At 67.0% G+C, this 23,668-nt stretch carries 26 protein-coding genes; 10 read left to right on the forward strand and 16 right to left on the reverse strand.

The window, feature by feature from the left end; translation table 11 throughout:
- Positions 1-92 precede the first annotated feature (92 nt).
- Positions 93-1,124 (reverse strand): hypothetical protein, encoded by a 1,032-nt coding sequence (locus Q7W02_05490; protein MDO8475639.1) that lies wholly within the window; start codon positions 1,122-1,124, stop codon positions 93-95.
- 722 nt (positions 1,125-1,846) lie between these two features.
- Entirely contained in the window at positions 1,847-2,848 is a 1,002-nt protein-coding gene (locus Q7W02_05495) for an IPT/TIG domain-containing protein (GenBank protein MDO8475640.1), read from the reverse strand.
- 310 nt (positions 2,849-3,158) lie between these two features.
- On the opposite strand from Q7W02_05495, the gene Q7W02_05500 reads away from it, so the two are divergent.
- Positions 3,159-4,193 (forward strand): LuxR C-terminal-related transcriptional regulator, encoded by a 1,035-nt coding sequence (locus Q7W02_05500; protein ID MDO8475641.1) that lies wholly within the window; start codon positions 3,159-3,161, stop codon positions 4,191-4,193.
- A 16-nt stretch (positions 4,194-4,209) separates the two neighbouring features.
- On the opposite strand, the gene Q7W02_05505 is transcribed toward Q7W02_05500, so the two are convergent.
- The 10 genes from Q7W02_05505 to Q7W02_05550 all read right to left on the reverse strand — a co-directional run bounded on the left by Q7W02_05505 (position 4,210) and on the right by Q7W02_05550 (position 12,868).
- The gene (locus tag Q7W02_05505) at positions 4,210-5,037 is read right to left on the reverse strand and encodes a peptidoglycan-binding protein (protein ID MDO8475642.1); all 828 of its coding nucleotides are present in this window, start codon (positions 5,035-5,037) and stop codon (positions 4,210-4,212) included.
- 506 nt (positions 5,038-5,543) lie between these two features.
- Positions 5,544-7,604 (reverse strand): polyphosphate kinase 1, encoded by a 2,061-nt coding sequence (gene ppk1, locus Q7W02_05510; protein MDO8475643.1) that lies wholly within the window; start codon positions 7,602-7,604, stop codon positions 5,544-5,546.
- 1 nt (position 7,605) lies between these two features.
- On the reverse strand, positions 7,606-8,556 hold the full coding sequence (locus tag Q7W02_05515; GenBank protein MDO8475644.1) for a hypothetical protein: 951 nt from the start codon (positions 8,554-8,556) through the stop codon (positions 7,606-7,608).
- Between the two features lie 4 nt (positions 8,557-8,560).
- Positions 8,561-9,055 (reverse strand): histidine phosphatase family protein, encoded by a 495-nt coding sequence (locus tag Q7W02_05520; protein ID MDO8475645.1) that lies wholly within the window; start codon positions 9,053-9,055, stop codon positions 8,561-8,563.
- A gap of 16 nt (positions 9,056-9,071) precedes the next feature.
- A complete protein-coding gene (locus Q7W02_05525; protein ID MDO8475646.1) occupies positions 9,072-9,287 on the reverse strand; it encodes a hypothetical protein in 216 nt (71 codons plus the stop codon).
- 13 nt (positions 9,288-9,300) lie between these two features.
- On the reverse strand, positions 9,301-9,636 hold the full coding sequence (locus Q7W02_05530) for an RNA-binding protein (protein MDO8475647.1): 336 nt from the start codon (positions 9,634-9,636) through the stop codon (positions 9,301-9,303).
- 171 nt (positions 9,637-9,807) lie between these two features.
- Complete coding sequence (locus Q7W02_05535) at positions 9,808-10,206, reverse strand: response regulator (GenBank protein ID MDO8475648.1); 399 nt, start codon at positions 10,204-10,206, stop codon at positions 9,808-9,810.
- 45 nt (positions 10,207-10,251) lie between these two features.
- The gene (locus Q7W02_05540; GenBank protein MDO8475649.1) at positions 10,252-10,512 is read right to left on the reverse strand and encodes a hypothetical protein; all 261 of its coding nucleotides are present in this window, start codon (positions 10,510-10,512) and stop codon (positions 10,252-10,254) included.
- Positions 10,513-10,539: 27 nt separating this feature from the next.
- A complete protein-coding gene (locus tag Q7W02_05545; GenBank protein MDO8475650.1) occupies positions 10,540-10,827 on the reverse strand; it encodes a putative quinol monooxygenase in 288 nt (95 codons plus the stop codon).
- Between the two features lie 13 nt (positions 10,828-10,840).
- A complete protein-coding gene (locus Q7W02_05550) occupies positions 10,841-12,868 on the reverse strand; it encodes a molybdopterin-dependent oxidoreductase (GenBank protein ID MDO8475651.1) in 2,028 nt (675 codons plus the stop codon).
- A 150-nt stretch (positions 12,869-13,018) separates the two neighbouring features.
- On the opposite strand from Q7W02_05550, the gene Q7W02_05555 reads away from it, so the two are divergent.
- Positions 13,019-13,381 (forward strand): hypothetical protein, encoded by a 363-nt coding sequence (locus Q7W02_05555; GenBank protein ID MDO8475652.1) that lies wholly within the window; start codon positions 13,019-13,021, stop codon positions 13,379-13,381.
- A gap of 85 nt (positions 13,382-13,466) precedes the next feature.
- Here the strand turns inward: Q7W02_05555 and Q7W02_05560 are convergent, their stop codons facing one another.
- Entirely contained in the window at positions 13,467-13,952 is a 486-nt protein-coding gene (locus Q7W02_05560) for a PQQ-binding-like beta-propeller repeat protein (protein ID MDO8475653.1), read from the reverse strand.
- Between the two features lie 375 nt (positions 13,953-14,327).
- On the opposite strand from Q7W02_05560, the gene Q7W02_05565 reads away from it, so the two are divergent.
- From Q7W02_05565 to Q7W02_05600, 8 genes are read left to right on the forward strand one after another with little or no spacing between them, the layout of a single operon-like run.
- Positions 14,328-15,398 (forward strand): alpha-hydroxy acid oxidase, encoded by a 1,071-nt coding sequence (locus tag Q7W02_05565; GenBank protein ID MDO8475654.1) that lies wholly within the window; start codon positions 14,328-14,330, stop codon positions 15,396-15,398.
- 15 nt (positions 15,399-15,413) lie between these two features.
- The gene (locus Q7W02_05570; protein ID MDO8475655.1) at positions 15,414-16,022 is read left to right on the forward strand and encodes a tetratricopeptide repeat protein; all 609 of its coding nucleotides are present in this window, start codon (positions 15,414-15,416) and stop codon (positions 16,020-16,022) included.
- 27 nt (positions 16,023-16,049) lie between these two features.
- Positions 16,050-16,928: a TauD/TfdA family dioxygenase gene (locus tag Q7W02_05575; protein ID MDO8475656.1), complete on the forward strand. Its 879-nt coding sequence runs from the start codon at positions 16,050-16,052 to the stop codon at positions 16,926-16,928.
- Positions 16,925-17,224, forward strand: coding sequence for a hypothetical protein (locus tag Q7W02_05580; protein MDO8475657.1), 300 nt, complete (start codon positions 16,925-16,927; stop codon positions 17,222-17,224). The genes Q7W02_05575 and Q7W02_05580 overlap by 4 nt, the downstream gene beginning before the upstream one ends.
- Positions 17,225-17,257: 33 nt before the next feature.
- Positions 17,258-18,574, forward strand: coding sequence for a UGSC family (seleno)protein (locus tag Q7W02_05585; protein MDO8475658.1), 1,317 nt, complete (start codon positions 17,258-17,260; stop codon positions 18,572-18,574).
- Positions 18,575-18,634: 60 nt separating this feature from the next.
- Positions 18,635-19,237 carry a nitroreductase family protein gene (locus tag Q7W02_05590; protein MDO8475659.1) on the forward strand — a complete coding sequence of 201 codons (603 nt, stop codon included), beginning with the start codon at positions 18,635-18,637 and terminating at the stop codon, positions 19,235-19,237.
- On the forward strand, positions 19,201-20,142 hold the full coding sequence (locus Q7W02_05595; protein ID MDO8475660.1) for an LLM class flavin-dependent oxidoreductase: 942 nt from the start codon (positions 19,201-19,203) through the stop codon (positions 20,140-20,142). The genes Q7W02_05590 and Q7W02_05595 overlap by 37 nt, the downstream gene beginning before the upstream one ends.
- A 17-nt stretch (positions 20,143-20,159) precedes the next feature.
- Positions 20,160-20,630 carry a peroxiredoxin family protein gene (locus tag Q7W02_05600; GenBank protein MDO8475661.1) on the forward strand — a complete coding sequence of 157 codons (471 nt, stop codon included), beginning with the start codon at positions 20,160-20,162 and terminating at the stop codon, positions 20,628-20,630.
- 189 nt (positions 20,631-20,819) lie between these two features.
- Here Q7W02_05600 and Q7W02_05605 read toward each other — a convergent pair whose 3' ends face one another.
- From Q7W02_05605 to Q7W02_05615, 3 genes are all read right to left on the reverse strand, one after another.
- Positions 20,820-21,812, reverse strand: a complete 993-nt coding sequence (locus Q7W02_05605; protein MDO8475662.1) for a class I SAM-dependent methyltransferase — start codon at positions 21,810-21,812, stop codon at positions 20,820-20,822.
- A 502-nt stretch (positions 21,813-22,314) separates the two neighbouring features.
- Complete coding sequence (locus Q7W02_05610; GenBank protein ID MDO8475663.1) at positions 22,315-23,283, reverse strand: 2-hydroxyacid dehydrogenase; 969 nt, start codon at positions 23,281-23,283, stop codon at positions 22,315-22,317.
- A 28-nt stretch (positions 23,284-23,311) separates the two neighbouring features.
- Positions 23,312-23,653 carry a hypothetical protein gene (locus tag Q7W02_05615; protein ID MDO8475664.1) on the reverse strand — a complete coding sequence of 114 codons (342 nt, stop codon included), beginning with the start codon at positions 23,651-23,653 and terminating at the stop codon, positions 23,312-23,314.
- Between the last annotated feature and the right edge of the window lie 15 nt (positions 23,654-23,668).

Consider the following 23,668-nt stretch of genomic DNA (forward strand, 5'->3'; position numbering starts at 1 on the left):
GAGAGTAATTAGTCATTCCAGAATTCCGTCCTTCGCTCCATTCAAAGATTCCCGATCACAGATTTATCATCTGGAGTCCACATTCCTTCAAGTCAGAGGCCACAGGAACTCAAATCTGCCCCTACTGCCTTCGCAAACCATGTCTTGACGATAGTCGCGCGACGCTTGAAGTCCTTCACATCGTCGGGTCGAAAGTATTTCTCTACTCCCTCTCTCCAGGTCCCTAGAAGCGCGCACTCACCATACGGCTGCTCTCGAGCACGCAAAAATGCCACAATCCGAACGACCGCCGCCTCACCCCACTTGTTGGAAAAGTCCGCGGCTAACAGCCTGGCAAGCAGTTCAGCCTTCCCGGAGAAGCGGATCGTGGCGAGCTTGTAGTCTGCATTGGCCATTTCGAGCAATCCAGTGGCGTAGACCTCGATAACTCGATCGCCATGGATACCAAGCCGATCGTTGAATCGTCTTGTGACGTCGGAGTACATGATCCGGAGGTCTCTCAACCGCATTGCTTCGATTGGTCGAAGGAAACGATTGCTCCAGTCAGCTTCTTCCGCGTCCGTCTTATCGATGAGGTAGTCGGCTGCAAACTTACGGGCATCATTTCTCCCCTGACCAAGGTCCAACTGGCGAGGGCCGAATGCTAGCCCGCTATTGTCCAAGGCGTCGCTCACGGACAGCGGGTTAGCCTTCCCGAGTTCTGTTTCCATGAATGCGACGTTCAAGATGCAGGCCGCTAAGTCGGGCCGACTTCCGCAATCATTTCCACGTCTTTTAAGTTCCTCAAAGGTGGCCGCTTTGAACCTCTCTCTGTCCTCCTTTTCAATGGCTGGAGCTGAGTATCGGGACCTGCGAATGATGTTGAACAGCAGCCGCTCGAAGTGAACCGGACGGGCCCGCGGATCCGTAGAGTTACGAACGTTGCTAATGTACAGGTCAAACCGCTGTCGCCAAAAGACGTCTTGCCGAAGTTTAGCTAGATTTATCAAGTAGAATTGTTCAGAACTGTCAAACGCAACGAACCTAGACACCCCCTCACCGACCGATATAAGTTTGGGTGTCTTGCGCTCCCATCCAGACACTAAATAAGGCACTCCCCCATGGGCTTCGTAGACGGGTGCCATAACCCGGAACATCAGCCGAATACAAGGTTGCTTGTCCGACTCATCTTTGTTTGTCACGTGAACGCCCATAAATTCGAACGGGACACCACCGTAGGTTACCCTAGTAGACGGCCATTTCGTCCAATCCAGCCGCACATCTTCGGGCATCTCATAGGGCGACACGGCAGTTTGTGCGTTCGGTGGTGGCTGGGTATACGAGATATCTCCAGCTCTAACCTTCGGGATTGACGGCGGGCTCGCGGGGTCGCCAGATCCTCGGTGGTCATAGGCGATTAGCCGCGCTTGCGCACCCGCATCACTGTTCAAGCACTTGGGGTTCACGCCTGCGATTGCGTCATGCGGAATCAAGGCCGGGTACAACAGAATAAGCGGCGCGAGTAACGCTAGTGCTAACGATCTACACATGGCTCCGGCCAACACTATCTGTAGTTTCGGGCGGGAGCTGGAACGCCGATGCAGTTGATGGCTGCGCCATTCCCACAAGCGCCACTATCAACCAAACCATTGCGAATCATACACTCTTAACTGGAGAAGAACCTAGCACGCTCGCCTCCTCCCTGCGCTCTTCACGAACCGGCGGAGCGGCCAGTGCTCTTGCCACCTGACTCCCTGGAGGCAGGTTAGCCAAGTGTTCCCGGAGCTTGCTTCCTCACACGAATTCTTGGGTACTCGTGCCCGGCCTCGATCGCGGCCCCTGCATAGCTTCGGAATCGCCTGCTCTACTAAGGCTTCTCATACGTGTAACTCTGTCCGCCTGGAATGATCACTCCGTCGATCTTTAGTCTTACAACCACGCGATCCTTGCCCTCTGGCTTCGACGGCATCGTAACCTCGACCGTGTCCGCGGACTTCACCTCGGCCTTGGCGGACTCCCCATCGATGAGGGCCTGGATCTTGCCCTTGAACTTAGTCAGGTCGACCCCACTCGTCGTTAGGGTCGCAGGCTTTTGCGCCTTGCCGGAAGCGGGGTCAATCGCTACGAGCGCAGCCTTCTCAACGAGCGCGAGTTTGTCCTGCATTTGTTGAGTAGCCTGCTCCTTCTGTGCGGCCGCCGCCGCCGCGGCTGCCGCCTCGGACCGCTTCGTCTCCAGCCAGATTGCAGCCGCCTCCACCTTATCGTGAAGAATCACAGTCGCAGCCGTATAGGATTGCGCTGTGGGGGGCGTCCCCACTCTTCTGGCGGCCTCGGCAAGAGCCGACGCAATTTCGTTCGCTGCCACTGTGTAAAAGCCTGCTCGGGCGCTGTTGTTGAGCAGGCCGAAGAACCCGGAGGCAAAGCCGCTCGACACGCCGATGAGACCAATCGTCGTGGTAGACGCGGCAGCGGCTATGCCAAGGCCACCGACTGCACTGAGCGCGCCGAGCGCGATGGTGCCCGCAAGGTAAATCGACCATTCGTTCATGGTCGCACGGGTCCGATACGCTTCGTTGAGCTGCTGGGCCCATTCCACGTGGCTGAGGTACCCTTCACAGTCGAGCGCGAGTAAGGTTCCGGCGATCCTGTCGCGCCTAGCGCACTCAGTCTGAACATTGCTGCTGGGCGTGATTGCCGGGCTATCCGGACGGACCCCGAAATAGGTTCCGAACGTGCCACAGCCACTGGAAAGAAGTGAGGCGGCGACTAGCAAGGCAATCGCACGGCGCGAGGGCCTTCCCATCCATCCCTGAACACAAAGGAGTGGACACATGGAGATCCGAAGCCCGGGCGAGTTGATGAGATTCATTCTGTACCTCATGTCGGAGGACAAAAGGCTCTGCGGAGCTTCTCTTGGATCTGGAAGGAAGCCATGCCGCCCCCTTGGTGACCGGCAGTCCGACGCATAGGAGCCTCCTTCTACAGGGTCGGCGGGCCCTGGGCCATACGTCACTTGACGTATGGGCTGTAGGACGTCGGCTCGGGCGACTTGACTAAGGCAACGGCCTGCCGCACTGTTCCGGCACCGACCAGCAGTTCACGACCAGTCCGACAGCTGAGGGCAGAGAATGCATCGATTGAGCCGCCGTGATCTAGGGGCCGCCCTGGATTGCCTGCGGATGACCTACGCGACGCTGGATCTTGAGGCGTTCCCGCGACAGGCCGTTGCGGGGTTGCTCCGGGTCGTGCCGGCTCCCTTCGGCTCGTACAACGAGATCGAACGCGGGGCGACACGGATCAGGTATGTGGTGGAGCCGAGAGATGCCCGGATACCACATCTCGAGCTGAGTGCCGGACAGTATCGGCACGAGCAGCCGGTGCTCGCCCATTACCTGCGGACGGGCGATGGGTCACCACACAAGCTGTCTGACTTCCTGACCCCCCAGCAATTGCACAGCCTGTCGATTTACAACGAGAACTATCGCCGCACCGGGGTGGAGTACCAGATGACGTTCATGCTCAAGAGCCTCCAGCGGCAGTCGGCCCCGACGATCGCCATCGCGCTCGATCGAGGCCGTGCCGAGGCCGATTTCACCGAGCGTGACCGGCTCATCTTGAGCCTGCTCCGCCCTCACCTGATGACCGCCTACGCGAACGCAGAGACCGTGTCCACGCTCCGCCGGACGGCCCCCGCGGCAGGCGTGGCACCGGAGACGCGCCGGCGTGAGGTCGTCTTCTTGCGCCGGAGCGGCCGGCACCTCATCTCCCCGCGCGCAAGATACTGGCTGACGCTGTACTTTGACGACGGCGCGGCGCGAGGGCATCAGCTGCCCGAGGACCTCCAGCGCTGGGTCCGGGAGCAGGCGGAGCGCCTGGGCCGCGGCAACACGCTGACTGCACCGCCTCGGCCCCTGGTCGTGCAGCGGGAGGATACGCGTCTCAGCATCCGGCTGATTCCTGACTCGCCGGACGATCTCCTTGTCCTTGAGGAAGAAAAGACGAAGGTCGACTACGCGGCGCTCCTACAGCCCGGGCTGACCCCGCGCGAGGCCGAGGTCCTCCACTGGGTGGCAGAAGGCAAGACGAACAAGGACATCGGGACGATCCTTCGGGCAAGTCCCCGCACGGTGGGCAAACATCTCGAGCGGGTCTTCTCGAAGCTGGGCGTCGAAACACGCACCGCTGCGGTCGCCCGCGCCCACGCTTCCGCCTGAGACGCGCGGCTCAGCCCTACGCGAGGCCCTCCTCGAACAGCTTCGCCTCGCGCTCGCGCCGGTCGCGCAGGCCGTTGCCCTCGGGCCAGAGCCGCTTCATGGCGCGCAGCGCGGCGGGGACATCAGCCGTGCGCCCGGCGGCGACGGCGTCGCGGATATCACGCATTTCCTTGCGGCTGCCCGGGTAGCCGGGCGTGTCAGCCATGGCGCTGCCACGGTTGTAGACCAGGCTGACCAGCACGCCGAGGCAGAGCGGGGACAGCAGCGCCGGGCCCGTGAAGGTGGCGCGGGTGGTAGCAATCTCCGCCGGCAGTGTGCGGCGAATAAACACGGTCCAAGCAGCGTGCCAGGGGATGGTGTTGCCTGTGAGCTGCGCCGGGCCGGCCGAGGCGGCCTGACCCTTGCGGCCGAGCCAGGGGCGCAGCCCCCCTATCTGCGCCGGAGTGAGCAGATTCGACCAGTCGGCGTCGAAGGCGACCTGATAGCCGAGGTCATAGCCGACGCCTATCGTGACTCCGCTGGCGCCGCCGGGCCATGTGGGGCGGGTGCACTGGGTGTCGTAGTATCCGCGGCTTCCTACCTCCTCGCGGGCGATGAAAGCGACCGCGCGCGCCGGGATGTCGGGAGAAGGTTCGGGTAGGCCGCGCAGTCTCTGCCATGTGGCGGCATCGATGGTGCCGTTGTTCGGTAGGCCGCTGGCCGCCTGAAACTCGCGCACTGCCGCCTCAGTGCCGCCACCGAAGCCTCCGTCAAGATCGAGGATCGCGCCGGCGCGGTTCAGCAAACCCTGCGCCTCGATCACATCTACGCCTTTGTCGTGTTGCTTCAGCACACGGTCAGGCATGGAAGGGGCTCCGATCCAATGCTGTAGTAGCAGCCAGCCCAGTGTGGCGCATGGCACGAACTACCGGAAGACCTTCTGGACACTGCACTGACGGGTTCAGGTCAGAGATCATTCCGCTGTGGCATTCCATCTTGCGGCAAGAGTAGCTGCCCGTCGATTCTAGTCAACGGAAATCTGCCCTTACTCGGTGTGAAGGCAGCGCCGAGTGCCTCGGAAAGAGCGAGCGGCCCCGGTTGGCGAGGATCCCCTGAGGCGGTCGGGCCCGGCTTACAGGCCCGCTCCGGTGCGATTTATTCCCGGTAACCATTCAGCGCCCACGCCGGCGGCGCCGTTTGGCAGTGGTGCGGCCGGGCGATCGCCGGGTGCCGTGCCGCAGGCCGTCCATGAAGATGCCGCGGCAGGCCTCGCTGCAGAATCGCTTCGCGTCGTCGGTGAGCTCTTTCCCGCACGCTTCGCATTTCATCATGGCCGAACTCCTCTGAGAGCAGCGTGGATCGTTGGGGAGACTACGCGAAGATGCCGTGCGCTCCCGTGACTTCGTAGAGGCGCTCCTGCGAGCGCAGCGCGGGCTGCCCGTCCGCCGTGATGCGCACGGAACTGCCATCGGGCAGGATGCGCCGCGCCTTCACCGTATCGGCAAGCTGGATCTCGAGGATCTCGCGGACCTGGGCCTGGAGTCCGGGGTCCAGCACGGGGAAGGCGATCTCGACGCGGCGGTCGAGGTTCCGCGGCATCCAGTCCGCTGAGGCCAGCAGGTATTCCGGCTCCCCAAGGTTCTCGAAGTAGAAGATCCGCGCGTGCTCGAGGAAGCGGTCCACGATCGAGACGACGCGGATGTTCTCCGACAGCCCGGGCACCTCGGGGCGCAGGCAGCAGATCCCGCGCACGATCAGGTCGATCCGCACCCCCGCCCCGCTGGCCTCGTACAGCTCCTCGATCAGGCGGGGATCCGCGAGCCCGTTCATCTTCGCGATGATCCGCGCCGGCCGACCGGCCCTGGCGTGCTCGGCTTCGCGGCGGATGCGCTCGACGAGGCCCTCGCGCAGGTCGCTGAGCGCCAGCAACAGGTGGTGGAAGCCGTGCGGGCGCGTGTAGCCGGTGAGGAGGTTGAACAGCTCCGTCAGGTCCTCGCCGAAGGTTTCGCGGCTGGTGAAGAGCCCGAGGTCCTCGTAGACGCCGCCCGTCCGAACGTTGTAATTGCCGGTGGCGAGATGGCAGTAGCGCCGGATGCCGTCCGCCTCCTGGCGCACGACGAGGCACGCCTTGCAGTGGGTCTTGAAGCCCGCGAGGCCGTAGACTACATGGGCGCCCACTTCTTCGAGCGCTCGCGCCCAGCGGATGTTCGCCTCCTCGTCGAAGCGGGCCTGCAGCTCCACGAGAACGGCGACCTCCTTGCCGTTCTCGACGGCGGTGCGCAGCACGTGCGCGATCGGTGAGGCCGGGCTCACGCGGTAGAGCGTCATCTTGATGGCAAGCACCTTGGGATCGATGGCGGCCTCGCGCACGAAACGCGTGACGGCGTCGAAGGTGTGGTAGGGGTGATGCACCAGGACGTCCTGCGTCCGGATGGCGCTCCAGATATCCGGCGCGTGATCGAAGGCGGGGACGGGATGCGGCGGCAGCGGCCGGTCCTTGATCCGCGGCACGTCCACCGCCGCGTAGAGCTGGAACAGGTCCGAGAAGGCTGTGAACCCCTCGTCCTCGTAGAGGTCCTCCGGGGACAGCTCCAGCTCGTCCAGCAGCGTCGCCAGGATGTCGGGCGGCAGGTCGCCGTCGTGCTGCAGCCGCACGGCCGTGCCTAGGCGGCGCTCGCGCAGGCTTTCCTCGATGCTGGCGAGCAGGTCCTCCGGGCGGCCCGGCGGCTGCAGGACCGCGTCGCGCGTCACGCGGATGGCGTGGGTCGACAGGATGTCGTAGCCGTTGTAGATATTCGGCAGGTGCAGGCGGATGACGTCCTCGAGCAGCATGAACACCTGCTTGCCGGCCGGATCGGGCAGCGGGACGAAGCGCGGCAGCACCTGGCTCGGGATGTGGATGACGGACAGCGCGCTGTGCGGCAGCACGGAGGGCGCCGACGGCCGGACGGAGGCCACGAGGCAGAGCGAGCGGTTGCCGAGGTACGGGAACGGGTGGCCGGGGTCGACGGCCAGCGGCGTCAGCACGGGCAAGAGCGTGCGGCGGAAGTAGTCCTCAAGGAAGCGCTGCTGCTCTTCACTCGTTTCCTTGGGGCGGAGCAGGACGATGCCTTCCGCGGCGAGCAGCGGCTGGACCTCCTCGAGGAAGCAGCGGTGCTGCTCGTCCACCAGCTCGTGGATCCGCACGACCATGGCGGCCATGGTCTCCCCGGGCGTGAGCCCGTCGGGCCCCGGCGCCTTGTCGCCGGCTTCGATGCGCCGCTTCAAGGTGGCGACGCGCACCATGAAGCACTCGTCCAGGTTCGCGCTGAAGATGGCGAGGAACTTCACGCGCTCAAGGAGCGGCACGCTCGGGTCCTGCGCCTCTTCGAGCACGCGCCGGTTGAACTCGAGCCACGACAGCTCACGATTGATGAACGCGTCCGTGTTCATGTCAGCCTCGACCGTTGAATGTTTCGCGCAAAAGGATGCCGTCGCGCACGCCGCGCGTGCAGACGACGAGCCGTAGGTAGCCGCCGAAAACCATGGCCTCCTCGATCACGATGGCCCCGGCCAGGATGATATCGGCCCGTTCCGCCTTGAGGCCGCCGATCTTCCGGCGCTTCCGCCGGGAGAGGCTCTCCAGGCGCTCACGGACGGCGGTGACGTCGGACTGGTAGAGCTGCAGCCCGTGGCGGTGCTTCCGCTCGCCCTGGTGCGACCGGAGGTGGATGCTGGCGAGGGTGCGGACGGTGCCGCCCAGCCCCACCATGACCTCGCCGCGCCTCGCGGGCGGCAGGCCGTCCAGAAGCTGGGCGCGGATTTCGCTGCGGAGCGCCTGGAGCGCGCGCGGCTTGGGCCGGTTGTCGCGCAGAAAGCGGCTCGTGGTCCGCACCGTGCCCAGCGGAAGGCTCGCGGTGGAGACAACCCTGCGGTCCCGCACCCGGCTGAGCTGCAGGCTCGCGCCGCCGAGGTCCGCGACCACGCCGTCCCTGAAGGACAGGCTGTCGAGCGCGGCTTCGACGCCGAGCCGCGCTTCGTCTCGCGCGCTCAGGACCTGCACCTCGATCCCCTCCTTGCGGCGCAGCGGCTCGAGCAGCCGTTCGCGGTTGCGGGCTTCTCGCACGGCCGACGTCGCGACCGCGATCACGCGCGGGCCGCGCCCGTTCAGCGAGTGCCGGGCGAAGAACCGGTGCACGGCCCGGAGCGTCTGGTGGATCGCCTCCCGCGGCAGGACGCCGGGCGCGCCGCCGCCCAGCCGCGTGGGCTCCCGCTCCTCCACGAGCAGGTGGAAGCCGGAGTTCGGGTTGATCCGGGCGAGCAGGAAGCGAACCGCCGTCGAGCCTAGATCGACGACCGCCACCAGCTCCGCTTTCTTGCGAGATTCCCGCCGCCGGCGTCCCACGGGGTCAGTCGCCCGCGAGCGCCCGCAACACCTTCGGCTTCAGGAACCAGAGGAGCACGCCGAGGCCGGTAGGCCCGTCGGGCAGATCCACGAGGGCGGCGCCGCCCTTTTTGAATGCGAGCCGCTCACCGTGCGCGGCGCCGAGCAGGCGGGCCAGGAGCGCGGAGAACGTGGGCTCGTGGCCGACGATCGCCACTGTCGCGCCGGGCGGGCGCGTGCCGAGCGCGGCCACGATGCCGTCGAGGCTCTCGTGACCGAGAGCCGGCTCGACCGTGGGCTCGATGCGCTTGAAGGCCCGAGCGGCAATCTCAGCCGTCGCCCGCGCGCGGGGCAGCGGGCTCGTCAGCAGCACATCGGGCCGACGGGCGATGCGGGCGAGCCCCTTGGCGGCCACGGTAAACTTGGCCTTGCCCTTCGGCGTGAGGGGGCGCTCGTCGTCGGGAACGCCGGGCGTGCCCGTGGGCACAGCGGCGGCATGACGGACGAGCAGGAGCTTCACCTCACACCAGCCCCCGCTACCGGCGCCGCAGATGCGAGGTCGAGCGGGTGACGCGCGCGACGACCGAATTGTCCACGACGTTCATCTGCACGAGCCGCTTGTTCCCGTCGGCCACGGCGCTGACGATCGTCGGATATGTCTCGTGGGACTCCTCGATGATCTCGCCGGCGTAGTTGATGATGCGCCAGCGCCAATCCGGGCTCTCTGGAGTCGAGAACGCTGCGACCTGCATGGTCGGCTCCTGACTACCAGCGGCCGCCGCCGCCCCCCCGATTTCCACCACCACCACCGCCGCCGCTCCGGTACCCGCCGCCGCTCCGGCCGCCGCCCGAGCCCGAGGGATTCGCCAGCTCGACCTTCAGCGTCCGGCCATCCACTTCCTGCCCATTGAACTTCTTCACCGCCTCGGTAGCTTCTTCGACCGTCGCCATCTCGACGAACCCAAACCCGCGCGAACGGCCGGTGTCACGGTCCGTCACCACCGCGGCCGACTCGACGGTGCCGGCAGCGGCGAACAGCTCGCGCAGGCGTTCGTCGGTCGTGGAGAAGGACAGCCCCCCGATAAACAGTTTCTGCGCCATGAGCAACCTCCGAGTACATCTCCCGCTGCGGATGACGCGCTCTGGACCGCGGAAGGGGGAACCAGAGTGCGGTCTGGTGAGGAGGGGTCCGCAATGAACCGACGGCCGAGCCAGACACCACTATCATGACACAACTGGGCGCGATTCGTCGTCCCCTTTCGGGCGGCGCGCTTACGGGGAGGGACGCTTGCCGAAGGGCGACCGGTAGTCGAGCACGGAGCGCACCGCCGAGGCCAGGCTCTCCATGGTGAAGGGCTTGACGACGAAGGGCTCACCCGGGGCGAGCCGGATGCCGTAGTCCTCGACGGTCTCGGTGGTGTAGGCCGACATGTAGAGGGTCTTCATCGCCGGGCGGATCGCGCGGATCTGATCGACCAGCTCCCGCCCGTTCATGAGGGGCATGACGACGTCGGTCAGCAGCAGGTGGATGGGCTGGGACTCGGTCCGCGCGATCCGGAGCGCCAGCGTGGGATCGCCCGTGTCGAGCGTGGTGTAGCCCTTGGCCTTGAGCATGTCGCGCGCGACGGCGCGCACTTCGGGCTCGTCGTCCACGATCAGGATGGTTTCCACGTCCGGCCTACTCCGCTGCGCGCCGCTGTGGACGCGTGGTCGCCGCTACGCCGGGATGCAGGTGAAGGTCTGACGGCGCAGCATGTACGTGGGCCAGGGCTTGGAGTTCCAGTCGAAGCTCCCGACCTCCTGCTGGCTGAGGTCCACCTGCCACTGGCGGCGAGTCACGGCCTGTGCCTCGCACGCGTCCTGGGTCTCGTGCACGCTGAGCTTGACGATGTCCCGGGGCATCTCGGGCTTCTTCTCCAGGTCCTGGACCCACCAGAGAGCCCACGCCAGCAACACGGTCGTCAGAATTTTCCGCACGGCGGTCCCCCCGTTCTCCTCGAGGATCTAGCCGACCTCGCGGAGCCGCATCACCTCGGCGCGGCCGTCCATATACTCCCCCATCTTACGCCCGAGCGCCTTGAAATACTCCGTTCCGCGATGGGCGTCCACGGCGGCCTGGTCGGCGTAGCGCTCCAGGAAGACGTAGGTCTCCGGCGCCTCGCCGTGGTGGAGGGCGTACAGCTTGCAGCCGGGCTCGCTCGAGTTGACCTTGGCCACCAGCTCCTTGGCCACCTGCTCGAACTCCTTGTTCATCCCAGGTTTCACCTTGATGGTCGCGACGATGCCTATCACGCGGGTCTCCCTCTCAGCGCGCGGCGCGGACGTCGAGCCGCGTGCTCTGGTAGGTCGCTCCTTCGCCCATGTCGCTGTAGCGGTCTCCGCACAGCATGTTGATCGTCCCGCCGCCTGCCTCCGCCGCCGGGCGCTGGCCGGGCACGAAGGCCACGCCGCGCGCCGTCTCGTCGCTGACGCGGAGTCTCAGCCGCACCGTCCCGTGGTCGTTGTGCAGCTCGACCACCTGGCCGTTCTCGAGCCCGCGCGCCGCCGCATCCTCCGGGTGCAGCACGCACTCGGGCGCTCCCGCGCGCTTGCGCAGGGCCGCGACGCCGGCATACGCCGTGTGCGCCTGGAAGTAGCCCGGCGCCGTCAAGAGCTGCAGCGGGAAGCGCGCGCGCGCCTCGGGCTCGAGCGGGTCGGCGACCCAGTCGGGCATCGCCGGCAGACCCTGCGCCGCCAGGCCCGCCGAATAGAACTCGAGCTTACCCGACGGCGTCGTAAAGCGCTGCCGTCCCGGCTTGGGAGCGAGCTTGATAGGTCCGCCATCCCGCAGATCCTTCAGGTCCACCTCCGCCGCCGGTGAGGCGGCGCCGCCGAAGAGCTCGCGGAGGAGCCCGTCCGTGTCCATGGAAAAGATCGGGTCCTTGAGGCCGAGCCGCTGCGCCAGCTCCTGCGCGAGGCGGCCGTTCGACCACGCCTCGCCCTGGGGCGGCACGACCTGCCGGACCATCTGGATGTAGTACGAGCCGTAGGAGCGGACGACATCCTCGCTCTCGAGATAGGTCGCCGCCGGGAGGACGATGTCGGCGTAGCGCGCCGTGTCCGAGAGGAACGGGTCGTGGACAATCGTGAAGAGATCCTCGCGCGCGAATCCGCGGCGCACCGTCACCGAGTCGGGACAGGTGACAGCCGGGTTGTTGGCGGCGACGAAGATCGAACGGATCGGCGGATCGCCCAGCTCGAGGAGCGCCTTGCCGAGCCGCGAATGGTTCACGATCCGCGTCGTCGCGGGGCCCGAGGGCTTGCGGATCCCGCTACTGTCCAGGCCGAAGCCCGTCGCCGTCATCAGGAGCGCGCCCCCGCCCACACGGTTGTAGGCCCCCGTCAGCCCTGGGAGGAGCGCGACGGCGCGGATGGCCTGGCCGCCGTTCACGCAACGGGACATGCCCTCGCCCATGCGGATGAAGGGCGCCCGCGCGCGGCCGTAGAGGAGCGCGAGCCGCTCGAGGTCGGCGACGGACACGCCCGTGATCGCCGACACGGAGGCCGGATCGAAGCGCGGCAGGACTCCCAGCTCGAGCCGGTCGAAGCCGATCGTCTCGCGGGCGATGTAGTCGCGGTCGCAGAGGCCGGCGCGCGCGAGGATATGCATGACCCCGAGGGCGAGCGCCGCATCCGTGCCGACATTGACTCTCAAGTGCCAGTCGGCGCGCTCGGCGGTGCGGCTGCGCCGCGGCTCGATCACGACGAGCTGGGCGCCGCGCGCGCGGGCCCGCTCGACGAGCGGCCACATGTGGACGTTGGTCGTGAGGAGATCGGCGCCCCAGGAGATGACGAGGTCGGACTCGGTCACGGTCTCGGGATCGGCCCCGCCGGTGCTGCCGCACGCCGCGTCCCAGCCGGCCTCGGCGCAGGAGTCGCAAACGGTCCCGGCCCAGAGCCGCGTGACGCCGAGCGCGTGGAACAAGCCCAGCAAGAGCCCGCGGTTCAACTGGCCCTGGTGCGCGCTGTAGGCGTAGCCCAGGATGCCCAGCGGCCCGTCCGTGCTGATGATGGCCTGCCAGCGGCCGACGATCAGGTCGAGCGCCTGGGCCCACGAGATGGGCTCGAAGCGGCCTTCGCCCTTGGCGCCGGCGCGCCGGAGCGGCGTGAGCACGCGGTCGGGGGAATGGACCCACTCGTGCTCGCGGTTCACCTTGGCGCAGGCGAAGCCCGCGGTCATCGGATGGTCGGGGTCGCCCTGGAGCTTCAGCAGCCGACCGTCGTCGACGGTGGCCAGCAGCGAGCATTGGTCGGGGCAGTCATGGGCGCATGCGGTGCGAACGGTCTGGATCACTCGTACCTCCGGATCACTCGTACCTTCACTGGCGGATCACTCGTAGCTCCACGGGTTCGGGACATCGTGCGGGAGACCCTCGGCCTTGTCAACCGATTGGCACGCGGCCTGCTACAATGGCTGCCTCCAACCGAGCGAAAGGGGGCGTCTATGGCTGAGGGGACTCAGGGCGTCAAGATCGACACGGTGCGGTCCTACTCGACCGGTACCCCGGGCCGCGCGCTGAACAGCGCGCGCCACAACCACTTCGTGCTGGACTCGCCCTCGGGCCCCAACGAGGCGCTGACCAACGGCGAGGCTTTCCTGGCCGGCGTCTCCTCCTGCGGCGTGACGCTCATCGAGAAGTACGCGCTGGAGAAGAACGTGCCCGTCAAGGGCATGCAGGTCGCCATCGAAGGCATCCGCAGCAACGCCGAGCCCAACCGCTTCCAGTGCATCAACGTCTCGTTCGAGATTTGGGGCGTGAGCCAGGGGCAGGCCGAAGAGCTCGTGGAGGTCTGGAAGAGTCGCTGACCGCTCTACCGCACGGTCGCGGTCGCGACCGACGTGAAGGTGGACGTCCTCGCCGTTCTCGGGTGACCTGCCGCCGGCGCCCGGTCTACCGCGTCCGGTAGGCGTAGAGCGTGAGGTTGTCCGCGCTGACGAGGAGCGTGCCGTCTTCAGTGAGCGCCATGCCCATGGGCCAGCCCCAGAGCCGCCCGCTCCAGAGAACGGCGCCCGTGCGCGTCTCGAAGGCGTAGACGCGGTTCGGCCCCTGCCCCGCGACGTAGAGCACGTTGCCCTTGAGCACCGGCTGCACCGGGACCGAGCCCGCCCGCGCGCTCCACGCGACCATGCCAGTACCCCGCGAGAGGGCCACGAGGGTCTCTGCGCTCGAGTTGGAGGCGGTGGCGACGAGCGAGCCCATGACGATGGGCGCGACGGGAGAGCTCGAGTCGAGCGGGCGGCTCCAGCGGTCCTTCTGCGTCGCCGGGTCGAAGGGTGGAAGACGCAGGTACCTGACGCCGACTGGGTCGTGACGTAGAGCGTGTCGTCGGCCGCCGCGATGCCCGCAGTCGGCGCGCTGCCGAGCGGCACGATCCACTCGAGGCCTCGGCTCTTGATGTTGACGGAGCCGAGGGACGCCGCCCCGAGGAGATAGAGGTGGTCACCCAGAGAGACTGCGGGTAGGCGAGCGCCGCAGGCAGCTCGAGACTCTACCGCGCTCCTCCGTCGCCGGCCGCAACGGCGCGGAGCGTCTGCCCGTCCATGAAGAGCGCGGTGTCTCCAGCCGCGACCGGCTCGTCACCTGCCGCGGACGTCCCCGTCGGCGACGAGGAGCAGCCGCATAGGAGTGCCAGGACGGCGGCGAGGTCGGCGTGCGCGCGATGGCGCGGAGCATGCGCCGCCTTATCACGCCGGCTTTGACTTCGCAGGGGGCCGAGGGCAGACTTGGGGGCACTCAAGGAGACTTCCCCCCATGCCCTCGAACCTCGACGAGCAGTTCCAGACGCTCCACGAAATCGCCCGCGCGGCGCGGCGCAACCTGGCCGACGGTCCGTGGGACTATCTGGTCGGCGGCACCGAGACCGAGACCACCGTGAAGCGCAACCGCACGGCGATCGACTCGCTCGCCTGGAGACCCCGGGTGCTGCGCGACGTCTCCAAGGTGGACACCTCGTCCACCTTCCTCGGCAGGCCCGTGCGCATCCCCGTAATGCTGGCGCCGGTGGGGTCGGTCGAGAGCTTCGCGCCCGGCGGCGGCGCGACGGCGGGGAAAGCCTCCGGTGCCTTCGGCGTGCCGCACATGCTCTCGAGCGCCTGCAACCCGGGCCTCGAGGCGACGGCGGCGGCGGCGGACAACTACCGCATCTTCCAGCTCTACGTCCGCGGCGACGACGCCTTCGTGGACGACCACGTCAAGCGCGCGCTGGACCACGGCTACCACGCCTTCTGCATGACCGTGGACTCGGCGTCCTACAGCCGGCGCGAGCGCGACCTCGACAAGCGCTTCGTGAAGCCGTGGCGCGTCAAGGCGACGGGCGCGGAATACCAGGCCGCGCTCTCGTGGGACCAGGTCAAGCGCTTCAAGGACGCGCACGACGTGCCGCTGATCCTGAAGGGCATCGCCACCGGCGAGGACGCGGCGCTGGCCTGCGAGCACGGCGTGGAGGTCGTCTACGTCTCTAACCACGGCGGCCGCCAGCTCGACCACGGCCGGGGCTCGCTCGACGTGCTTCCCGAGGTGGTGGCGGCCGTCGCGGGCCGCGCCGCCGTCATGGTGGACGGCGGATTCATGCGCGGCACCGACGTGGTCAAGGCGATCACGCTCGGCGCGCAGTGCGTGGGGCTCGGCAGGCTCCAGTGCCTGGGCCTGGCGGCCGCGGGGCAGGCTGGGCTCGAGCGCGCGCTCGAGCTCCTCGAGGAGGAGATACGGATCTGCCTGGCGCTCCTCGGCGTGACGGGCTACGGCCAGCTCGACGCCTCGTATCTCCACGAGGCGAGGTCCGTCACCGAGCCCGGCGCGCTCTCCGCCTTCCCCCTGCTTTAACCGAGGGACCGCACCGTGAAACAGACGCTGCTCACACTGGCAGTCATCGCTCTCGCGGCGGGCTGCGTGACGCCCTATGGCGAGGGCCAGTCGGCCTTGCAGAAGGGGCGCTTCGCCGAGGCCGAGGGTTACTTCAGCCAAGCCCTGGCCGCCGACCCTGGCCGCACTGACGCGCTGGTGGGGTTGGGCATCGCCCAGTACAAGCAGGGGGAGATCGACCAGGCAAGCGACACGCTCCAGAAGGCCGTCCTGATCCGCCCCAATGAACCGAGCGTGCGCCTCTACCTGGGCTTGGCCTATCTGCGGAATCAGGACTCGCTCCAGGCCGAGCAGCAGCTGACGGCGCTCCGTTCACTCAACATCGACCCGCGCGTCGCACAGCAGATCGACCGCGCGCTCGAGGTGATCAGGCAGGGGCCGCTCAGCGATCCCGTTCGCGACTTTCTCGTCGGCAGCCTCGAGACTCAGGCGCAGCTCAGTCGTGATGCGCAGGACGCGCTCCTTCAGGCCCAGCGGGCTCAGGCCTACTACTTTCCCTACTACCCCTATGTCTATCCCTACTTCGCCGCCCCCTTCGGCCCCTGCGTCCTCGTGAGGCGTGGCGGGGGCTGGTTCTGCATGTGATGTAGGATGTTGCCCCAGGGGGGTTCCATGACGATCTCGACGGGCACGCTCCAGATGCACAGGCTCCACCCCGCCTTCGGCGTCGGAATCGAAGGCGTGGATCTCCGCCAGCCGCTCGATGACGGCACATGGGCGCACATCTGGGAGGCCTTCAACGAGCATTCCCTCCTGGTCTTCCACGGCCAGCCGCTGTCGGACGACGAGCAGATGCGCTTCAGCCTGCGCTTCGGCCCGCTCGAGACGACCGTCAAGACGCTGGGCAAGGAAGACCGCCTGCACCCGAACCTCGTCGGGCTGGCCAACGTGGACGAGGACGGCAAGCTCATGGACTGGACGGACCGGCGCATGGTCTACCAGAGCGGCAACCAGATGTGGCACAGCGACTCGTCGTTCAAGCAGGTGCCGGCCCAGGCCTCCCTCCTCTCCGGCCGCCTGGTGCCGCCCGAGGGCGGCGAGACGGAGTTCGTCTCCTGCCGCGTCGCCTGGGAGGCGCTTGCCCCCGAGATGCAACGCCGGCTCGAAGGCAAGGTCGCCGTCCACTCCTTCGCGTACTCGCGCGGGCTGATCGACCCGACGCTGCTCGGCCCCGACGTCCAGCAGGCCCTGCCGCCCGTGCGCCAGGCCCTCGTCCGCGCCAATCCCCTCAACGGAAGGAAGAGCGTCTACATCGGCTCGCACGCCTCGCACATCGAGGGCACGCCCGTCGAGGAGAGGCGCGCGCTCTTGAAGGAGCTGCTCGAGCTGGCCACGCGCCCGGAGCGCGTGCACCAGCACGCGTGGCGCCAGCACGACCTCGTCATCTGGGACAACCGCTGCCTGCTGCACCGCGGCCGTCCCTGGGACGCCAAGCGCCACACGCGCGTCATGCACCGGACCACCGTCGCCGGCGAGGGACCCACCGCATGAGCGGCGCGACGACGATCACGGCCCTGAACCCGGTCGGCTTCGCCCCGAAGGTGACCCGCAAGGCGTTGGCGCCCAGGCTCGATACGCTCGAGGGCAAGACCGTCTACCTGGTGGACTGCCGCTTCGACGATTCCGACGTCTTCCTCAAGCAGATGCAGGCGTGGTTCGCTTCGCACATGCCGGGCGTGCGCACGGTCTTCAAGCCGATCTCGAGCGTGTACCTGCACGACGACCCGACGACCTGGGAGGAGATCAAGGCGAAGGGGCACGCCGCCATCCTCGGCGTCGGCCACTGAAGCACCTGCGCGCCGGCGGTCGCCGCGCACGCGATGACGATCGAAGCGGCGTACGGGATCCCCGTCGTCGCCATGCATACCGACAAGTTCGACCGGGTGGTCCGCTCGGTGGCGGCGGTGAACGGGATGCCGGGGCTCCGGCAGGTGTTCGTCCCCCAGCCCATCATGGGCAAGACGGCCGCCCAGCTGCGCGCGTACGTCGACGGCACGGATCCCATCACCGGCCGCCCGGTCATGCAGGAGGTCATCGAAGGACTGACCCAGCCATTCGACCCGAAGGACCTGGGCGCTGTCGAGTTCGACCGCTCGACACCCAGGCTCGTCGAGCCCGGCACGGAGGCGGAGCTCCACCGTCTCTTCCTCGACAACAACTGGACGGACAAGCTGCCGATCGTGCTGCCGACCGAGGAGCGCGTGGCGGCGATGCTGGCCGCGACGCGCCGCAAGCCTGATGAAGTCGTCGGGCGCATGCGCTCGACCCACTTCCGAGAGTACTGGGAATACACAGTAGAGAAGGTCGCCGTGAACGCGGTCATGGCGGGGGCGCGGCCAGAGTACTTCCCGGTGATCCTGGCGCTCGGCGCGACGGGCGTCACCGCGCGGAGCAGCAGCTCGAGCGCCATGGCGTCCATGGCCGTCGTCAACGGACCGATCCGCGACGAGATCGGCATGAACGCGGGCACGGGCGCGCTCGGCCCGTACAGCCACGCCAACGCCACCATCGGAAGAGCCTACGGCCTCCTTTCCCAGAACGGCCAGGGCGGCTCCGTCCCGGGCCACAGCTACATGGGCAACCAGGGCAACAACTACGCCTACAACAGCGTCACCTTCGCCGAGAACGAGGAGCGGAGCCCCTGGGAGCCCTTCCATGTCCAGCACGGCTTCAAGCCGGCGGACAGCGCGGTCAGCGTCTTCAGCGGCTGCCGCTCGACATCCTTCACGCTCGGGCTCCGCGAGAAGCACTGGCGCCTACACGTGCGCAGCATGCTGCGCGGCATGGACCCGCACACGCCGCCGACGCTCCTGCTCGATCCCATCGCCGCGCGCCAGTTCATCGACCGCGCGGGGTTCACGAAGAAGGACGCGCTCATCGACTGGCTCTTCGAGACCGCGACGATGCCGGCCGGCGAGTACTGGGACTCCCAGCTCATCCAGAACTACATCTATCCGCGCGCGACCTTCGGCGAGGAGCCGTGGGCATCGAAGCTCAAGGCCGCGCCCGACGAGCTGATCCCGATGTTCCGTCGAGAAGACATCCATGTCGTAGTCGTCGGGGGTGAGACCAACGGGTACTGGCGCATCATGGGCTGCAACTACCAGAAGACCGTCTCGATCGACGAGTGGCGGTAGGACGATCGCCCCGCACAGACACCATGAGGGAGTACCCGTATGAATGCTGACCGTCTAAGGATGCCTCTCGGCGAAGCCCTGTTCACCCAGCGCTCGATGCGCAAGCTCCGGCCCGACCCGATCCCGGACGAGGACATCCGCCTGATCCTCGAGGCCGCGGTCAAGGCGCCCAATGGTGGCAACCACCAGACCGCGCGCTTTCTCGTGGTCACCGACCGGCAGAAGATCCGCGAGTTCGGCGAGCTCTACCGCGAGGCGTGGTGGGCCAAGCGCAAGGACGACCACGGCTGGACCGGGCCCCAGGACGTCCCGCCGGGGGAGAAGAACTACGCCTCTGCCATGGGGCTCGCCGACGCGATGAAGGACGTCCCCTGCGTCGTCTTCGCGCTTACGGAGCCGACCGGCGGAGCCAACTCGGTCATCCCGGCCTGCCAGAACCTCATGCTGGCGGCCCACGCGCTCGGGATCGGCTCGCTCCCAACAACGCTCCACGCCGTGGTCATGGACCGCTTCCGCGCGCTCTTCGCCATCCCGAAGGAGCTGACCTTCCACTTCTGCATCCCGCTCGGCTATCCGGCCGTCAAGTACGGGCCGAGCCGGCGCAAGCCGATCGAGGAGACCACCTCGTGGAACCTCTGGGGGGGACGCGTGCCGTGGGCGTGACGCGCAAGCCCGCGGTCAGCCTGGCGGCCGCGCCGGGGCGGCGGCGCGCCACCATCGAGGTCGCCCAGCGCTTCGAGAAGGAGGGCTTCGCCGGCATCTACTGCCCGAGCTACGGCGACGGCCTGGGGCTCTGCGAGGCGCTGGCGCTCGAGACCAAGGAGATCCGGTTCGGGACGTCCATCGCCAACATCTACTCGCGCCACCCCCACGACTACGCGCACACGGCCGCGTTCATCCACGAAATCTCCGGGGGCCGCTTCCGCTTCGGAATCGGCGTCAGCCACGGCCCCACGCTCGCGCGGCTCAAGGTGACCGCGGGCAAGCCCCTCGAGGACATGCGCCGCTTCGTCACTGAGCTCGGCGCGGGCGCCAAGCAGGCGGGCGCGCTGCCTCCCATCGTGCTGGCGACGCTCAGGCAGAAGATGGTCGCCCTGGCCGGCGAGATCGCCCAGGGCGCGGTGTGGGCCAACGCGGCGCGCTCTCACATGGCCGCGTCGCTCAGCCACCTCCCGGCCGCCCTGCGCAGCGACCCCGGCTTCTTCGTCGGCAACATGCTACCGACCTGCATCGACAACGACAAGTCCGCGGCCGCGGCCGTCAACCGGCGCACGCTGATAAGCTACGTCAAGCTCCCCAACTACCAGAACTACTGGATCGAAGCCGGCTTCGAGGATGAGATGCTGGCGATCCGGAAGGCCATCGCCGCCGGCGAGGAGGACCGCATTCCCTCGCTCATGTCCGACCGCTGGCTCTCGCAGGTCACCCTCTACGGCAGCGCCGCGGAGGTCCGCGACGGCATCGAGGCCTGGTACGCGGCGGGCGTCAACACCCCGATCGTCGTGCCGTCCTCCACGAAGGGCGGCCAGATGGTCGCCATCCAGGAGCTCATCGACCTTTACCGCTGACCGAGGACCAACAGCCCATGCTGCGCTACGGGTACGAGGCTCCGGCGTTCTCCCTCCCCTCGACGAGCGGCCGCGACATCTCGCTGGCCGAGTTCAAGGGCGCATCCGACGTCGTGCTGTTGTTCTACTGCTACGACTGGGGGAACATCTGAACGCCCGAGCTCCGCGACCTCGGTGAGGTCGCCGGCGAGCTTCAGGCCAAGGGCGCCGTCGTGCTCGGGATCAGCGGGGACACGCCCTTCTCGCACGCGGAGTACCACAGGCGGCACGCGCTGCCGTTTCCGCTCCTGAGCGACGTGCACCGGAGCGTGATCCAGGCGTACGGCGTGTGGGACGAGGAGCGCAACGTCGCCTACCGCTCGACGGTCGTCGTGGACCGCGACGGCCGGGTGCGCTGGTCGCAGTCGGGCGACCGGCTGATGACCCGGAGCGGCGCCGAGATCCTCCGCGTCCTCGACTTGATCCACCGCCTCCGCACGGCGGGCTAGCCGCGGCCGTCTGCTCTGCCGGTCCCTGATGGTCGCGTGGAGGGCTCCCGCCCTGTGATTCCCGACCCCGAGTTGACCTCTGATTCCCGCTCTGGCAGGATCGGCGCGAGGTGGGAGGGGGGAGTTATCCGCGCTGTGACAAGGAAAGCCCTCGGGCTCGACGGGCGATGACTGAGAACGGGTTTTATGTTATCTACCCTCCCGTTCTGGGGATGCACGAGGCAGCACGGAGGAACATGCTGCCGCGGGCTTCGTGGCAAGCACCGTGTTGTACGCGTTGCCGAAGACGAACCCTTTCGATGTGCGCCAAATGATCCCTTCCAATTCCACGAATGTGCGCATCTTGAGCCGGTACTTCCACAACAGCATGTGTCGAATGAAGTTCCAGGTGAGGCCCCAGGCCCAGAACGGCAGTCGCCGATACCGGATCGGGTCGAAGCCGAGTCGGCGCGTCTTGTAGACGAGAAGATTGGCGCCGAGAAAATTGTAGCGCCAATTGTCGAAGAAGGCAGTGACGCTCCGGTAATCCTCCTCACGGCGACAATGATCCAGCGACCCTGGTGAGCGGATCATCAGGCGTCCTCCCGGCTTGAGCATCCGCCAGCACCGCGCCAGCCAAGCGTCCAAGTCCTTGGTGTAGCCGATCGATTCGAGCGCATAGATGGCGTCAAAACTCTCGCTCGGGAGATCGAGAATGTCGAAGTCGGTGAGAATCACGCGGACGCGCCCGCCAAACTTCGCAAATTTCCGCCGGCAGATGTCCGCTTGCACAGAGGAATTGGTCACGCACACGATTTCGATATTGCACCGGCTGGCGAGGTAGTAGGCCGCCGCGCCCGAACCGCACCCGAGCTCCAACAGCCGCATCCCGTCCCTCGGTTTCAGAAGAGCGCACTCGGCTTCGTAAGGATACGTGAATGCCGCACGGGGAAAAACACACGTGCTGTAATTCGCTTGCTCGTCGCGATATGCGCGGAACACGTCATCATATGTGCGATTCTCGTCGTCGTGCTTGAGAAAGTCGTCCACCCGCGGTGTCCACTCGACTAGTTGGCGCTGCTCGAATTCATTCAACTGGTGGCCGAGCTTGCTTGCGTCCTTCGGATGCGTGACGAGGAGAAAAAGGGCGTAATGAAAAAGGTTGTACGCCACGAACAATCCGACGATGATCGCCGCGGCCAATGGGAGTATCGAAACAGTACCCAAGAGCGTAGATAACATACACCCCGTTCTCAGCCATGGCGACCCGCGGCCCAGGCTCTTCCCCTTGTCACAGTGCGGATAACGCGCCTCCCATCTCGGGCCGATCCTGCCAGAGCACGTCGGAGCAGTCAAATCGGCGCCTCGACGCAGGGGGCGAGAGCTGTCACCCGGGGCGCAAGCAGCGGCACGGCAGACGTCCGCGGCTGCCTGGGCCCCCGGCACCGCCTAGAAGGTTACGCGGGGGAGTGCCAGCTGCTCGACTCCTGCCTCAGTCATGGAAAACGAAGGCTGCGGGCCGTCCCGCGTGCCCGGGAGTTCGAGATGGGCGAGGATCGGCTCAATGACGGCCGGATCGTCGATCGTGAGCCACATGTACGATCGCATCTTCGCCGTCGTCGTGCCCAAACGCATTTCTCCGACGGGCTCCTAACCCGAACCCCTCACCTGATCTGACGCGTGAGGCGGCCGGCCATGAAGCCGGTCAGGTGAGCTCGGGGATTACCCAGCGCGGCTTGTCGCCGGCGGCGACGCGCTGGATGTTGTCGAAGCCGTTGCGGAAGCGGGCGGTCCAGTTCTCCCAGGTGGGCCCCGCCGAGTGCGGCGTGAGCGTGACGTTCGGCAGCGCGAAGAGCGGATGGCTCGGCGCGGGAGGCTCCTCGACGAACACGTCGAGCCCGGCGCCCGCGATCTGGCCCTGCGTGAGCGCCCGGTGGAGCGCGTCTTCGTCCACCACGGGCCCGCGGCAGGTGTTGATGACAATCGCGCTCCGCTTCATCATCCCGAGCTCGCGCGCTCCCAGGAGCCTGCGCGTCGAGTCCGTGAGCGGCACGTGCAAGCTCACGACGTCCGAGGTGCGCAGGAGCTCCTCCAGGAGCACGAAGCGGGCCCCTATCGCGTCCTCCTGGTCCTCGGTGAGGCGGGCGATGTCGTAGTACTGGACGGCCATGTCGAACGGCGCCGCCCGGCGGGCGACCTTCTTGCCGATGTTGCCGAGGCCCACGATACCGAGCGTCTTGCCCGCCAGCTCGTAGATGCGCGACTCGTTCGGGTTGCCCGCGCGCCACTTCCCCGCGACCACGTCGTTGTGGAAGCGGACGACCCGCTTCAGGACGGCCAGCATGAGCATGATCGTGTGCTCGGCCACGGCGATGGCGTTGGCACCGCCGTTGTTCGCCACGGGCACCTTCGCTTTCCGGGCCGCTTCGATATCGACGTGGTCGTACCCGGCGCTGATGAGTTGGACGAGGCGCATCTTCGTCGCCGAACGGAAGAACTCGCCGCCCATCTGGCGCGCGAGACCCAGGTAGAACTCGGCCGTCGGGGCCGCTTCGTAGAACTCCGGCGTACCGGGTTCCGCCATCACCAGCTCGAAATCGGGCGGCGTCAGGCTCCGCGCGATCTCCATGATCGCGTCGGCCTGCTTGGGAGCGAAGAGGATCTTGGTCGCCATGGGGTCTCCTTGGTCACTGCTGCTGGGGTCACTGCTGCTGGAGCGGAATCGTGGTCGTCAGGCAGGGCTGGGTGCCGTAGACCTTCGTGGTGTGTCCCTGCCCCGTTGTGTCCTCGACCAGCCGCGCGTCGCCGGGACCGAAGAGGTGCTTCGAGCCGTCGCCCAGGCCGATCTCGAGCTGGCCCGACAGGATGATGACGAACTGCCGGCGCGGAGCCGGATGCCAGTCCAGGAAGCGCCCAACCGGGTCTTCCCTGAACGAGATCTGCGTCGTCGCCAGGCCCTTGCCCCAGTCGGGGGTCTTGTCGAGCGCGATCGGCTCGACGCGGGACTTGCTGTCGGCGCCCGTGTACAGTCGGAACAGTGCCATCGCTGCCTCCCGGTC

It is taken from the genome of Candidatus Rokuibacteriota bacterium (assembly GCA_030647435.1).
GTDB lineage: Bacteria > Methylomirabilota > Methylomirabilia > Rokubacteriales > CSP1-6 > AR37.

Coding starts and splice junctions, on each gene's coding strand:
- Q7W02_05495 (MDO8475640.1), bottom strand. CDS start 2,848: ATGAATCTCATCAACTCGCCCGGGCTTCGGATCTCCATGTGTCCACTC.
- Q7W02_05575 (MDO8475656.1), top strand. CDS start 16,050: ATGACGATCTCGACGGGCACGCTCCAGATGCACAGGCTCCACCCCGCC.
- Q7W02_05490 (MDO8475639.1), bottom strand. CDS start 1,124: ATGGCACCCGTCTACGAAGCCCATGGGGGAGTGCCTTATTTAGTGTCT.
- Q7W02_05580 (MDO8475657.1), top strand. CDS start 16,925: ATGAGCGGCGCGACGACGATCACGGCCCTGAACCCGGTCGGCTTCGCC.
- Q7W02_05555 (MDO8475652.1), top strand. CDS start 13,019: ATGGCTGAGGGGACTCAGGGCGTCAAGATCGACACGGTGCGGTCCTAC.
- Q7W02_05530 (MDO8475647.1), bottom strand. CDS start 9,636: ATGGCGCAGAAACTGTTTATCGGGGGGCTGTCCTTCTCCACGACCGAC.
- Q7W02_05590 (MDO8475659.1), top strand. CDS start 18,635: ATGCCTCTCGGCGAAGCCCTGTTCACCCAGCGCTCGATGCGCAAGCTC.
- Q7W02_05505 (MDO8475642.1), bottom strand. CDS start 5,037: ATGCCTGACCGTGTGCTGAAGCAACACGACAAAGGCGTAGATGTGATC.
- Q7W02_05610 (MDO8475663.1), bottom strand. CDS start 23,283: ATGGCGACCAAGATCCTCTTCGCTCCCAAGCAGGCCGACGCGATCATG.
- Q7W02_05500 (MDO8475641.1), top strand. CDS start 3,159: ATGACCTACGCGACGCTGGATCTTGAGGCGTTCCCGCGACAGGCCGTT.
- Q7W02_05525 (MDO8475646.1), bottom strand. CDS start 9,287: ATGCAGGTCGCAGCGTTCTCGACTCCAGAGAGCCCGGATTGGCGCTGG.
- Q7W02_05615 (MDO8475664.1), bottom strand. CDS start 23,653: ATGGCACTGTTCCGACTGTACACGGGCGCCGACAGCAAGTCCCGCGTC.
- Q7W02_05565 (MDO8475654.1), top strand. CDS start 14,328: ATGCCCTCGAACCTCGACGAGCAGTTCCAGACGCTCCACGAAATCGCC.
- ppk1 (MDO8475643.1), bottom strand. CDS start 7,604: ATGAACACGGACGCGTTCATCAATCGTGAGCTGTCGTGGCTCGAGTTC.
- Q7W02_05585 (MDO8475658.1), top strand. CDS start 17,258: ATGACGATCGAAGCGGCGTACGGGATCCCCGTCGTCGCCATGCATACC.